The 13387-nt window shown below is 65.0% G+C and carries 11 protein-coding genes; 9 read left to right on the plus strand and 2 right to left on the minus strand.

Going from position 1 to position 13387, the window contains the following annotated elements:
* Positions 1-32: 32 nt before the first annotated feature.
* Entirely contained in the window at positions 33-767 is a 735-nt protein-coding gene (locus tag EV283_RS10605; RefSeq protein WP_130325201.1) for a hypothetical protein, read from the minus strand.
* An 11-nt stretch (positions 768-778) separates the two neighbouring features.
* On the opposite strand from EV283_RS10605, the gene EV283_RS10610 reads away from it, so the two are divergent.
* The 5 genes from EV283_RS10610 to EV283_RS19150 all read left to right on the plus strand — a co-directional run bounded on the left by EV283_RS10610 (position 779) and on the right by EV283_RS19150 (position 5646).
* Positions 779-2971, plus strand: coding sequence for a DUF3857 domain-containing protein (locus tag EV283_RS10610; protein WP_242615908.1), 2193 nt, complete (start codon positions 779-781; stop codon positions 2969-2971).
* 100 nt (positions 2972-3071) lie between these two features.
* Positions 3072-3698, plus strand: a complete 627-nt coding sequence (locus EV283_RS19425) for a tetratricopeptide repeat protein (RefSeq protein ID WP_242615909.1) — start codon at positions 3072-3074, stop codon at positions 3696-3698.
* 718 nt (positions 3699-4416) lie between these two features.
* A complete protein-coding gene (locus EV283_RS19430) occupies positions 4417-5028 on the plus strand; it encodes a hypothetical protein (RefSeq protein WP_242615910.1) in 612 nt (203 codons plus the stop codon).
* 112 nt (positions 5029-5140) lie between these two features.
* Entirely contained in the window at positions 5141-5437 is a 297-nt protein-coding gene (locus EV283_RS10620; protein ID WP_130325203.1) for a hypothetical protein, read from the plus strand.
* A gap of 71 nt (positions 5438-5508) precedes the next feature.
* Entirely contained in the window at positions 5509-5646 is a 138-nt protein-coding gene (locus EV283_RS19150; RefSeq protein ID WP_165391755.1) for a hypothetical protein, read from the plus strand.
* Between the two features lie 57 nt (positions 5647-5703).
* On the opposite strand, the gene EV283_RS10625 is transcribed toward EV283_RS19150, so the two are convergent.
* Entirely contained in the window at positions 5704-6327 is a 624-nt protein-coding gene (locus EV283_RS10625) for a TetR/AcrR family transcriptional regulator (protein ID WP_130325205.1), read from the minus strand.
* A 105-nt stretch (positions 6328-6432) separates the two neighbouring features.
* Here EV283_RS10625 and EV283_RS10630 point away from each other — a divergent pair, with 105 nt between their 5' ends.
* The 4 genes from EV283_RS10630 (at position 6433) to EV283_RS10645 (ending at position 13327) form a co-directional block, all read left to right on the plus strand.
* Entirely contained in the window at positions 6433-7635 is a 1203-nt protein-coding gene (locus EV283_RS10630; RefSeq protein WP_242615911.1) for an MFS transporter, read from the plus strand.
* Positions 7636-7702: 67 nt separating this feature from the next.
* Entirely contained in the window at positions 7703-8716 is a 1014-nt protein-coding gene (locus tag EV283_RS10635) for an NAD(P)-dependent alcohol dehydrogenase (protein ID WP_130325207.1), read from the plus strand.
* 486 nt (positions 8717-9202) lie between these two features.
* Complete coding sequence (locus EV283_RS10640) at positions 9203-12517, plus strand: TonB-dependent receptor (protein WP_130325209.1); 3315 nt, start codon at positions 9203-9205, stop codon at positions 12515-12517.
* A gap of 21 nt (positions 12518-12538) precedes the next feature.
* On the plus strand, positions 12539-13327 hold the full coding sequence (locus EV283_RS10645) for a S1/P1 nuclease (protein ID WP_130325211.1): 789 nt from the start codon (positions 12539-12541) through the stop codon (positions 13325-13327).
* Positions 13328-13387 lie beyond the last annotated feature (60 nt).

Consider the following 13387-nt stretch of genomic DNA (forward strand, 5'->3'; position numbering starts at 1 on the left):
GCAATCATCGCCTGTGAAAGATCGCCGTAGGTTCACCCTTCGGCGCGGGCGGCGATCGCCGAAAGACAATCCTGATCTTCGCGTCCCGGGCGGCCCGGCCCGGTCATGTTGGGTTTCATATTGAGGTCGAACAATTTGAACAGACCATGGCGATCGGCACGGCAATCGATCCGGATCGCGGAGCGGGCGTCGACGAGCGCGGCCGCGGAGACGCAGTTGTCGATCATCGCCACGATGGCCGGATCGAGCAGTCCCTCAGGGCGGATTGCTGTGCTGTTGGCGGTGACCGGAACGTCGCCGTTGTACGGTGCTACTCCGTCGCGCTGATTGAACCGGTACACGGGCGGCAGGGCCCAGTGCGTCGGTGCCCGCGAACCGTCCGGGCGCGGGGATGCGGGCGGCATGAGGGTGACGGTCACCTCGTCACCACCGAGAAATTCTTCCACCATCAGGATGTCGCCCAAGGTGGCAGTCGCGATCAACGCAGTCGCCGCGTCACGCAAGGCACCCGAGCTCTCGACTAGGGTCACGCCCTGGTTGCCACCGCCGCGCACCGGCTTGACGATCATCGGAAAGGACATGCCGCGGGACGCGCACGCGTCCTCGGCTAGCGCGCAGGCACGCCACAACCATTGGGTTGGCTGGTCGCTTGTTGGGCCAGACCTGATCCTCCACTGCCGGCTTTGTGTCTGTTTACGGCCGTGCGCGCGCGTCTCGCCGAATGTCGGCGGATCGCCTAGAGGCACCCATAAGGAAACATACGCCATACACTGAAATCTTGCTCGCCGCAGCGCCGGGCGGTCGTTCGGCGCTCAGTTTTGCTGAAAGCACCAAAACAACGTTGTTTGTGTCATTCCACTGGTTACACTGGCGTGACTTGGGGGAGACGATGATGCGTTGGTGGCCAACGGCGGCGACATGCGCGCTGGCCACGGGGGTGGCACACGCCAAGGAGGTGGTGCTGTACCAGCCCGTGCCGGACTGGGTGAAGCCGGCGCCCGCGATCACGCCGGCGCAACTGACCCAGTCGGCGCCGATCATCGTCATCCTCGATACACAACAGCGGCTGAAGGACGGGCAGGTCTGGCGCTATGTCGATGCCGCCACGCGCGTTGCTTCACCCGAACTGCTGAGCCAGGCGGGCACGATCAGCGTGCCGTGGCAGCCCTCGCAGGGCGACATGATCGTCCACCGTCTGGAAATCGTCCGCGGCGGCGAACGCATCGACCTGCTCGCTGGCGGCAAACGTTTCACCGTCATCCGGCGCGAACAGAATCTGGAACAGCGCGAGCTCAACGGGCAGCTTACCGCGACCATTCCAGTCGAAGGGCTGCGGCTGGGCGATGTCGTGCACACCATTATTTCCATCACCAACACCGACGCAGCGTTGAAGGGACATGTGCAGGCGTACGCACCGATGCCCGCCGCGCCGTTCCGCGCCAGCTTCTTGCGCACGCGCCTGCTGTGGCCGGTGGCGGACGCGGTCCAGTGGAAGACGTATGCGACCGGCGCTAAACCGGTCGTAACCACGACGGGCGGCTTCCGCGAACTGGTGGTGGAGGGCGCGATCCCTAAACAGCCAGAACTGCCCGGCGACGCGCCGTTCCGTTTTCAGCGGCCACCCATCATTGAGGCAACAAGCTTTGCCGACTGGGCGGCCGTCTCCAGAACGATGGCGCCGCTTTTTGCAACGGCGGGCTTGATCGCGCCTAGTAGCCCACTGGCTGCGGAAGTAACCCGAATTAAGTCCACCGAGGCCGATCCGGTTAAACGTGCTGCCTTGGCGCTCGACCTCGTCCAGGACAAGGTGCGCTACCTGTACAACGGCATGGAAGGCGGCAACTACACGCCACAGGCGCCGTCGCAGACCTGGTCGCTGCGCTACGGCGACTGCAAGGCCAAGGCGCTGCTTCTGCTCGCGTTGCTGCATGCGCTGGACATCGAGGCGGAGGCGGTGGTTGCGCCGATGCAGGCGGGGGACGTGGTCGAAGGGCGGCTACCATCGGCAGGTACGTTCGACCACGTCTTGGTGAAGGCCAAGGCCGGTGGCGAGACGCTGTGGCTTGACGGTACCGTGACGGGCACCAAGCTGGCCGACATCCGCGACACGCCTGCGATCCGCACGGTGCTGCCGCTACGCACCGGCGGCGCGGCTCTGGAGACGGTGCCGTTCCGTGCGCCCGCACGCCCGACCGCCGAAGTAACGATTGATCTCGACCAGCGCGCCGGGGTTACCATGCCGACGCTGGCTAGCGTGACGATGAAGCTGCGCGGGCCAGGGGCGGCGATGATTGGCCTTGCCGCAACGCAGGCCACCCCCGACCAGCAACGCGACATGATTCAGGAAATGGTCGGCAAAGTAGTCGGCGAGTTGCGGCTGACGCAGCAGGCGGTGGCGTATGACGAGGCCAGCGGCGTCGCCACGTTGACGGGGATGGGAATCGTCTCGACGGGGTGGCAGCACGATCGCAGTCGCAAACGGCTGTCGCTCGACCGCGCGATTGGAGACGTCACGTTCGAGCCCGATCGTGTGCGGCCTGCTTGGCGCGACATCCCCGTCGCGCTCGGCGCGCCCGACCGCATCCGCTACCGCGTGACCGTGCATCTGCCGCGCGGCGGAAAGGGGTTCGAGCTCGTCGGCGACCGGGAGCTGGCGGAGGTTATTGCGGGCCGGCAGCTAACGCGCAGCGTCACGCTGACGGGCGACCGGGTCGTGCTCGATGACGAGGTCTCGACCGTCCAGCCAGAAGTGGCGGCGACCGCGATCCCGGCAACGCGCGCGCGGCTCGTGCTGGCGCGTGGACGCAAGCTGGAAGCGGTCGGTCCCGCCGATCTGTTGTCGCATGCCACCGAAGCGGTCGAAGCCAAGCGCAGCGGCGCGCTCGAGCCGCTGCTCGCCGCCTATGGCAAAGCGATCGCCAACGATCCGGAGGACAAGGACGTCTATCTCCAACCGCGCGCGCTTATATGACGGCGTCTACGATTATGCTGGCGCCATCCCCGACCTGACTAAGGCACTGGAAATTGAACCGGCTGCCGACGTGTATGTCTGGCGAGCCCATAACTACAAGATGACCGGCGCCGCGGCCCGGCAGCTCGCCGACCTGGAACGGGCAATCGAGCTCGACCCATCATCGGCAGGCGCGCTAGAACAGCTGGCAATATACCGGCTCGACCACGGGCAGAAAGATGCTGCGTTGGCGATGGTGGAAGAGCGCATACAGGCTGGCGGCAAGGAAGCGTCGGGCTACATGATAACGAAGGCAGAACTGCTGGGCCGCAGCGGCGCTAAGGACGCAGCGCTCGCGACAAGCGATGCCGCGATCACCGCCGATCCAGCCAATGCGGCGCTGCTAAACATGCGCTGCTGGCTGAAGGGCACCCTGGAGGTACAGATCGACAGCGCACTGGCGGATTGCACGCGATCGATCGAGCTCAACGGCGACCGCGCGGCTGCGCTCGACAGCCGCGCTATGGTGTACTTCCGCCAGGGCAGGCTCAATGAGGCAATGGCCGATCTGAACAGCGTGCTGGCGAATTCGCCCGATCTCGCGGCAAGCCTGTACTTGCGCGGGGTAATCTTAGGGCAGCAGGGCAAAACTGCCGAAGCGCGCGACGCACTGGCCTCGGCTCGGCTGATCTCGCCGCTGATCGATCAAGATTACGGCCGATGGGGGATAAAACCCACCGTGCGATGATCGTGCGAGCACAGCAGGGCAGTCGCCGATATCCGGGCTGGCCTAGCCGCAAATGTCCGAAAAGGGCGGAAGCGGAATGTGCGGAATGGATGAATTGCGGACGGGCTGTATTCGGGGGGATAGCTGGCGATAGCGGGCATTCATGGCGCCGCCTTTCCCGAAAAGGATGAGGGAACGCGAATACCAAACTCCGCCGGACGTATGTCTTGCGGCGACGGCGCTGCTGGTGACCGCCTGGGAATTTGCGTATCAGCAGGGCTGACGCTGCGTCAGACCAGCACTGGTCGTTCGCGCAGGCGAGAGGGGGTTTTCGTGACAGCCCAGACCGGCCATGGCGTCGATCGCCGACATATCGCCGTAACCATGGCATTCGCCATCATCGTTGCACTGGCTGGAATGGCGATACGAACCCCATTGGCTACCGCCCATCCACTTGTGGCGCTGATCGTGTTCCTTTGGGTGGTAGCGGATACGCTGATGCTGTCGCTGGTCGCCCGATCATCAGGAAAAGCCGGAGTGGAGTGCCGTTCTGGGCGTGCTGCCCGGCGCGAGCTTCACCACTTGGCTGGGATTGCCGTCGGCAATGCGAGGCATGCTGTTGGAAACGCCGATCTTGGCGCTGACGATGGGAGCCGTTGTTCTGGGTCATGGCGCCGGGGCCACAGCACGAGCGAGTCGGGCGGTGAACCGGGAGGGCGTCGATTGGAGGGAGCGGTGGGTGTCCGCCGCATCGGAAATCTTTCCGCCAGTGCTTGTTCGATTGGCCGTGGCGGAGATTACGGTGATCCACATGGCGTTGTTCCGCTGGGGCGGACCGGCCGACGTGCCAGCGAATGCTCGTGCCTTCGCCTATCACAGGCACCTGACGCCGATGTGCGTGACGCTACTGATCCTGGCGGCGATCGAGATCGCGGCATACCATCTGCTGGTCGGACACTGGAACCGCACCGCCACGGTCATCATGTTCATCTTGAGCGACGTGGGGTTCGTGTATCTGGTCGGTCTTATCAAGTCCTTCCGATTCAGGCCTGTGCTGCTGACGCCCGAGGGCGTCCGCGTGCGGGCCGGCTTCCTGATCGACCGGTTCGTTCCGCTGGACGCGATCGTCGCGGTCGAAGGCGGCTTTACCGGGGAAGAGGTACGCGATCCGGCGACTCTCAATGCGGCACTGCTTGCCTGGCCCAACCTCATGCTGCGGTTGGATCGCCCTCTGCATCGTCGCTCGCTCCTGAAGAAACGACGCCCGTTCGTTCGTGTCGCGTTGCGCCTCGACGATCCGGTGCCATTTATTCGGCTTCTTGCCTGGCGGTTGGGTCGGCGCGCCAGCTAGGCAGCCTTCGCGTCGGGATGATCGATTGGCGAAGGTCGCCTTATGTGCCCACTTGGCCAGCGCCATGCTTACCGTCTTGTGAAGGACGCGGATGCCTAGGGTCGATCACCGCATGGCAACGGCTGATGATGCTTCAGCGATCGGCGCGGTGCACGTCGCGTCATGGCGTGAAACCTATGCTGGCCTGCTCCCGCAAGACATGCTGGACGGTTTGTCGGCCGAAGGCCGGGCCGCGATGTGGGCTACCGTTCTGGACGCCCCCACCAGCTACAATGGAACGCGGGTCTACGTCGCGGAGAGAGCGGGGGAGATCCTAGGCTTCGGCGCGTGTGGCGGCCAGCATGATGCTGCGATGCGCGAGCGCGACTTCGCCGGTGAGATCGGCGCGATCTACATTCTTCGCGCGTAACAAGGTGTCGGTGTGGGGCGCGGTCTCATGAACCTGATGGCACGCGACCTGACGGCGCGAGCCTTTGGGTGTTGCGCGAGAATGTGGGCGCGTATCGCTTCTATGAGGGGTTGGGCGGCACGATCATCGGCGAGAAAGAAGCGGCGGAAGGCAACACGACCCTTCACGAAATCGCATATGGTTGGCCGGACCTCACACAATTAATCTGACCGAAACGCCTTTCGTCCACTGGCCGGGGCGACTGGCTATAGGTCTCTTCGACAGCGTCAGCAGCGATCGCCAGTTCCCGGCAGTATCGCATCCCACGCAGCCATCGCATGTCCGATCGCGCCACGCAGCGTCTCTGCCGAGACGCCGTCTCGCGCCTGGATCGAGATGCCCAGCACCAGCCCGTCGTACAGCGCCGTGAGCCCCGCGACGTCCGTGGTGGGATCGAGATCCCCGGCGCTGACCCCGGCGGCGATGCACCGCTGCAACGCCTGCCGGGTGATCTCCCGGCCAGCACGGGTCAGCGCGCGGGTCGGCGCACCGGCCTCGGACGAGATAGTGGCCGACAACGTCACCATGCAGCCCTTTGGATGGGCCGGGTCTGTCTGCACCGCTACCGATGCCATCAAAGCCTGTTCGAGTCGCGCGCGAGGCGTAAGCGTCTCATCGTCGAGCGCGCCGACGATGCCGCCATGCTTGTCGAGATAGCGCGCCAGCGTTTCGCGGTAGAGCGCTTCCTTCGATCCGAACGCCGCGTAGAAACTCGCCGACGAGATGTCGCCCATCGCGTGGCGCAAGACCGACAGGGACGCGCCCTCATACCCATGCTCCCAGAACAGGTGCATCGCGCTGTCCAGCGCTGCCTCCCGGTCGAAACCACGCGGTCGTCCGCTCCGTGCCATAAGTCTCCGCTCCTGGAGTTGTGGACTAAGCGATCCATTATTCGTTGACAAGGCGCACCGCGTGGTCGAACGCACTGGATCAGTCGATCCAGAAGTGAGCGTAGCGTGAGCCCCAGACCAAGCCAGACCGATGACGGCGCGAGCGAGACGCTGCCGATCTCCGCGCTGCTGGCGCTGGCGATGACCGGTTTTACGGCCATCCTCACCGAAACGCTTCCAGCGGGGCTGTTGCCGCATATGGCAGCGGGACTTGGCGTATCGGAGTCGCTCGCGGGGCAGACGATCACGGTCTATGCGGTCGGATCGCTGCTCGCGGCGATCCCGCTGACGCTGTACACGCAAGGGTGGCGCCGCAAGCCGACGTTGCTCGTCGCGATTATCGGCTTCCTGATCTTCAACTGCGTGACGGCCGTGTCCACCTCCTACGCGCTGACGCTCGTCGCGCGGTTCATGGGTGGGGTCGCGGCGGGGCTGGGGTGGGGCATCATCGCGGGCTATGCCAGGCGGATGGTCGTTGCGCCGTTGCGTGGCAAGGCGCTCGCGCTCGCGATGGTCGGTACGCCCCTGGCGCTGTCGATCGGCGTTCCCTTGGGGGCGATGCTCGGTACGACGCTTGGCTGGCGCATGGCGTTCGGGCTGATGGCCATCACCACCCTCATCCTGATCGGCTGGGTGTTGTGGCGCGTGCCGGACTTTGCCGGTCAGCCTGCTGAGCAGCGGCTATCGATCGGCAGAGTGTTTCGCACGCCGGGCGTTCGCACCGTGCTTGTCACGCTGTTCGCGTGGATCACGGGCCACAACATCCTCTACACCTACATCGCCCCGGTCGCCGCCTTGTCTGGCGCGGGGCAAAGGCTGGATCTGCTGCTGCTCGGGTTCGGACTTGCCGCGCTGGTCGGGATCTGGGTGACGGGCGTGCTGATCGATCGCGCGCTGCGTCCGCTCGTGCTGGTCAGCCTCGCGATGTTTGCAGTGGTGTCGCTGGCCTTCGGGGTGTTCGCGACCGTCCCGCAGATGACGATCGTCGCGACGATCCTGTGGGGGCTCTCGTTTGGCGGCGCGGCGACGCAACTGTCGACCGCGCTCGCCGATGCGGCAGGCGAGGGTGTTGATCTCGCAAATGCGATGCTCACGACGGTCTGGAACGGGGCCATCGCGACGGGCGGAATCGTCGGCGGGGTGATCCTCGACCACGCAGGGGCGGGACCGCTCGCCTGGGCGGTACTGGCGCCGACGCTGCTCGCGCTGGCGCTCGCAGCCGGCGCGCGCCGCCATGCCTTCAAGCCCGGTCCCCGTGCCTTCGAATAACGTGCCTTCGAATAACGTGCCTTCGAATAATGCGCCCGTCGCGCGCGCTCACCAGGAGAGAATTCCGATGAAAGCCTTTCACATCGGTCCCCAGAACGGCATCGGCGGACTGATTGCGACGACCCGGCCCGCGCCGGTCGCCGGTCCCGGCGAAGCGTTGGTAGCCCCACGTCTCGTCGGCCTGATCAGTCGCGACGTTCAGATGCTGCGCGGCACCTACGGCGCCCGGCAGCCCGAGACCCGCATTCCGATGTCCGAAGGCGTCGGCGAGGTCGTGGCGATCGGTGCGGGCGTGACCGAAGTCGTGGTCGGCGACCGCGTCGTCTGCGGCCATTTCGCGACCTGGCTGGACGGTCCGTTCCGGTCGGACGTCTTCGCGCACGACATCGGCATCACGCATGACGGCTGGCTGGCCGAGCGCGTCGTTCTCCCCGCGGCGGCGCTGATCCGGGTGCCCGACGCGCTGGCCGATGCGGATGTCGCCGGGCTTGCCTCCGCCGGCCTGACGGCCTGGAATGCGCTCGTCGAAGTCTGTCGGGTCGAGGCTGGCGACACCGTGCTCTGCCTCGGCACCGGCAGCGTGGCACTTGCTGCACTCAAGATTGCGAAGGCGCACGGGGCGCGCGTGGCGATCACGTCGTCGCAGGATGCCAAGCTTGAGACCGCGCGTACCCTCGGCGCGGACATCACGGTCAATTATCGGACGTCACCGGATTGGGCGGCCGAGGTGATCGCGCAGACCGGGGGCAAGGGCGCCGACATCGTGATCGAAACCGGCGGCGTCGACACGCTGGGGCACTCGATCGCAGCGGCGGCGAGCAACGCGCGGATCATCGTCATCGGCGTTGCGCCGGGCGAGGGGCCGGCGATCCCCGACTATCTCTCGCTCATCACGAAGAACGTGACGATCCGCGGGATCGCGAACGGCAGCCGAGCGATGTTCGTCGACCTGCTCGACGCGATGGTCGTGAACCGGATGACGACCGTCGTCGACCGGACGTTCGCCTTCGACGACGCACCGGACGCCGTCCGCTATTTCCACGCGGCGGGCCATCTCGGCGAGGTGATGATCGCGTTCTGATTGGACGAATGCGCCGGGTTTAAAACCGCGCTCAACACGTCGCTTGAAACGCCCGTTAAGCCAGAAACTGCAGCTGGATGCGAACAGGTTCGACATCGTGACGTGCACGCTTGATGGATACTACTTCATCGAGGCTGCGCTTCAGACCGAATTCGTGCCGTCGGGGCGGGGGCTGCTCCAGATATTCGGCCGAATTACGTAGGATACGGATACTTATGCAGCGTTCGGTGAAGCGACCACAGCCGTTACGCTTCGTCTCACGCTTGTGCTGGGTGGTCGCTATACCAAGGAAGTGAAGAGCCTGGAGCCTAACCAGCAAATCGAACCCAGTTCTCCAGCTCGAGGCTGCCCTTCGTCATCCGGAAACTCGCGTCTGCAAAATATCTCAATACGCGGCGAACGACAGGATCCGTAACAGTACTGACATGATCACTGCCCATAGGGTCCTTCGCTAGGCCGAAACGGCACGCGCCCCAGGGAGATTTCATGAGACTCACCGCCATAGGCGCCAGTGTTCTGGCGCTTACCGTCGCTTGCGTTCAGCCCGCGTTCGCGCAGGAAACGACCTCCGCCGTCCGTGGTCGCGTCACCGACGCAGGCGGCCAGCCCGTCGCGAACGCGTCGGTCACGATCGTGCACATGCCGTCGGGCACGCAGGTCAGCCAATCGACCGACACGACGGGCAATTTCAACGCCTCGGGGCTTCGCGCCGGCGGTCCGTTCCGAGTGACCGTGGATGCACCGTCCTACGACAGCAAGGCCGTCGAAGGCGTGCAGACCGCCGCTGGCAGCACCGTCACGCTGAACGTCGCGCTCGATCCGCAGATCGGCAACGACATCGTCGTTACCGCTAACGCCAAGCGTAACGGTCTCGCCATCGCCGGGCAGACCAGCCTGAACGCGGATGCGATCCAGGGCATCGCCTCGGTCAATCGCGACCTGCGCGACCTGCTGCGCCGCGACCCGCTCACCAGCCTTGATCCCAACCCCCGCGGTCGGGCGATCTCGATCGGTGGCGCCAGCCCGCGCGGCAATCGCTTCACGATCGACGGCGTCGCGATCGGCGATGATTTCGGCCTCAACGCAGGCGGACTGCCGTCGGCGCGCGGGATCGTGTCGCTCGACGCGATCGATCAGCTCAACGTCAAGGCGGTCCCGGTCGACATTTCGGAGGGCGATCTCCAAGGCGGATCGGTCAACATCATCCTGAAGTCGGGCAGCAACCAGTTCCATGGCAGCAGCTTCGGGATCTTCGGGGACGATTCGCTGCAGGGCAAAAAGACCTACGACAATGTCCGCTCGGACGGGGCGATCGTCCCGGCGGCGGCGGGCCGGCTGACCCCGGTGCCCAGCTTTCGCGATTACGGCGGCAACCTGTCCGGCCCGATCATCAAGGACACACTGTTCTTCGCCGTCTCCTATGAGCAGCTGAAGGAAAGCCAGGTCAGCGCGCGCGGCTTGACGGGCGAGGGCGCGAGCACCGAGATCCCGTTCGTCACCCGCGCCAACGTCGACCGCGTCCGCAGCATCCTGAACAGCCGCTACGGCTTCGATCCGCTCGACATCGCCAAGACGTTGCCGGAAAAGGACAAGAAGGCGTCGGCAAAGCTCGACTGGAACATCAGCGACCGGCACCGGCTCGCGCTGACGTACATCTATCACAAGAACGAGGTGCCGCGCGATGTCGGCTTCAGCGAGACGGGCTCGAACCCGTCGGTCGGGCTGCAATCCAACTTCTATCTGCTCGGCGAGACCACCAATGCCTATGCCGCCCAGCTGAATTCCAACTGGAGTGACAATTTCTCGACAGAGCTGCGCGTCACGCGCCGCGATTACGAGCGGACGCAGAACCCCTATGGCGGCAGCGATTTCCCTGAGTTCGAGGTCTGCCTCGACGCCGTGTCGCGCGGCAGCGGGCTGAACTGCCTCGCCCCGACCGGCGCCAACCCCAATGGCCGCGTCCTGCTCGGCCCCGATCAGTTCCGCCAGTCCAACTATCTCAGCATCCGGAACAGCGGCGTATCGTGGTCGGGCCAATATTCGGGCGGCGGCCATGTCATAAAGCTTCTGGCAGAGGGGCAGCAGGTCAAGATCAACAACCTGTTCGTCGCCGCGACCAAGGGGAAATATTACTTCGATTCGATCGCCGATCTCGAGGCGGGGCGCGCGAACCAGCTGACATATGCCAATGCGCTGTCGGGCGATCCGGCGGACGCGGCCGCGCGCTTCAACTACATGTCCTATACGTTCGGCGTGCAGGACAGCTGGTCGGTATCGCCCGATATCACGGTGACCGGCGGGCTGCGCTACGACTGGGTCGATGCCGATCGACCGCAGCTCAACGCCCGGTTCCTCGCGGCGTACGGCTTCACCAATGCCGCGATGCCGACCGGCGGCGTGCTCCAACCACGGCTGGGCTTGACCTGGGATGCGAAGCCCAATCTGCGCGTGTCGGCCGGCGCCGGTCTGTTCGGTGGCGGTACGCCCGACGTCTGGTTCTCGAACTCGTTCTCGAACGACGGCGTGCGCCAGAACAGCCTGTTGTTCCAGCGCAACGGCACCAGCTTCGTCGATGCCACCCAGACCGGGGCCGCGGCCAACATCGCCCCGTCGCTGGGATCGGCGGCGCTCGACAATGTCACCGGCAAGGGCATTCCGAGCGTCGTGGACCAGTATCTGGCAGGGGCCGGGGCCCCGGCGGCGGCATCGGTCGGGGCGCTCGACCCCGATCTGAAACTGGCGTCAACCTGGAAGGCCAATGTCGCACTCAACTGGTCGGGTAGCCTGCCGTTCGGCCCTGGCTGGATCGCGGACGATTGGGAATTCAACCTCAGCGCGCTCGCCAGCGAAGTGAATAACGGCTTCGTCGCGACCGACGTCCGGACCACCCAGACCGGCGTGCTTCCCGATGGCCGCCCCCGCTACAACCCCACGGTCGGCGCGAATTGGGACATCGTGCTGCGCAACACCGGCCAGGGCAGTTCGCGTGTCCTCGGCGTCGGGCTCGGCAAGCGGATCGGTGGGTTGTCGCTCGGGGCGAACTACATCTATTCGGACGTAAAGGATGTCGGCTCGTTCACCGGCTATACGCCGACCGAGTTGCTGGGCGTCACCACCGCCGACCCGAACCGAGGCACGCTGGGCCGGTCGAGCTTCGAGACGCGGCACAACGGCAAGGTGCAGATCGGCTATCGCGCCGACCTGTTCGGCGACAACGAGTTCCGGATCGACCTGTTCGGCGAATTCCGCAGCGGGCGCCCGTACAGCTACACCTTTACCGACGCCAGCAACGGCCGGTCGCAGGTGTTCGGCACGGTCGGCGGCAACGGGCGGCATCTGTTCTACGTCCCCGATTTCGACCAGGCGGCGATCATCAACGCGGCGGGCCGTCCGCAGGTTGGCGTGGTCGAATTCGCCGACCAGGCGACGCTCGACGCGCTGCGTTCCAGCGTCGACGGCAGCAAGTTGCGCAAATATTACGGCGCGATCGCGCCGCGCAATCTGGGTACGTCGCCGGGCTTCTCGAAACTGGATCTCCACGTGTCGCAGGAGATCCCGTTCTTCTTCGGCAAGGCGAAGGTCTTCACCGATGTCGAGAATGTGCTGAACCTGCTCAACCGCAACTGGAACACGTACAAGGTCTTCTCGGACTCGGTCAGCATCGCCAACGTGTCGTGCGTCGCCGCGGCGGGCAATCCATGCGCCCGCTATCTCTACTCCAACGCGAGCCGCCAGACCGCCACGACCTATCAGAGCGCTTCGCTCTGGCAGATGCGGGTCGGCCTCCGCTTCGACTTCTGATCGACGGACGGGGATTACACTATGGGTTTCATCAGGGCCTTTCTCGCCGGTGCGCTGGCGCTGGGATCGACATCTGCGATGGCGTGGGGCCCGACCGGGCACCGTGTCAGCGGCGCGATCGCGGACCGCTTCATCTGCGGCAATACCCGGCTCGAGATCCGCGATCTCCTCGGCGTCGAGACGCTCGCCGACGCCGCCAACTGGGCGGACTATATGCGGATGCAGTCCGATCCCTATTGGAGCAAGACGACCTTCAACTGGCATTTCGTCACGATACCCGACGGCAAGACCTATACGCAGGCCGGCGTCCCCCCGCAGGGCGACGCGGTGTCGGCGCTCGCCAAGTTCCGCGCGGTCGTCCGCGACCGCAAGGCACCGCTTGCCGCGCGCCGCGACGCGCTACGGATGATCGTCCATATCGCGGGCGACCTCGGCCAGCCGCTGCATTCGGGCAATGCTCGCGACCGCGGTGGCAATGACGAGATCGTGACGCTGCGCGGCGAACAGACCAACCTGCATACGATCTGGGATTCGACGCTGATCGACAGCGAGCAGATGTCCTACACCGAATGGACCGACTATCTGCTCGCGCGCATCACCACCGAACAGGCGATCGCCTGGTCGACCCCCGATCCCGTGGCGTGGGTCGACGAAGCGCGCGCTCTTCATCCGCGGGTCTATCCCAAGTCAAAGACGATCGATGGCGACTATCTCTACGCCGCCCGGCCGCTGCTGCATCAGCAGATGACGAAATCGGGATTGCATCTGGCGGCGTATCTGAACGATCTTTTCGGGCATTGTAGCAGGTAAGGCGATGCCGATGGGCTTACGTCGGCTGTCGTCCTCGAACTCCGCCAATTCTGAAACTGG

Source organism: Sphingomonas sp. BK036, assembly GCF_004216825.1.
In the GTDB taxonomy this organism is placed as follows: Bacteria; Pseudomonadota; Alphaproteobacteria; order Sphingomonadales; family Sphingomonadaceae; genus Sphingomonas.

Bases quoted from the DNA above. Each gene is read 5' to 3' on its own strand.
- EV283_RS10605 (WP_130325201.1), bottom strand. From the start codon at position 767: ATGGCGTATGTTTCCTTATGGGTGCCTCTAGGCGATCCGCCGACATTC.
- EV283_RS19425 (WP_242615909.1), top strand. From the start codon at position 3,072: ATGACCGGCGCCGCGGCCCGGCAGCTCGCCGACCTGGAACGGGCAATC.
- EV283_RS10620 (WP_130325203.1), top strand. From the start codon at position 5,141: ATGGCAACGGCTGATGATGCTTCAGCGATCGGCGCGGTGCACGTCGCG.
- EV283_RS10625 (WP_130325205.1), bottom strand. From the start codon at position 6,327: ATGGCACGGAGCGGACGACCGCGTGGTTTCGACCGGGAGGCAGCGCTG.
- EV283_RS10635 (WP_130325207.1), top strand. From the start codon at position 7,703: ATGAAAGCCTTTCACATCGGTCCCCAGAACGGCATCGGCGGACTGATT.
- EV283_RS10640 (WP_130325209.1), top strand. From the start codon at position 9,203: ATGAGACTCACCGCCATAGGCGCCAGTGTTCTGGCGCTTACCGTCGCT.
- EV283_RS10645 (WP_130325211.1), top strand. From the start codon at position 12,539: ATGGGTTTCATCAGGGCCTTTCTCGCCGGTGCGCTGGCGCTGGGATCG.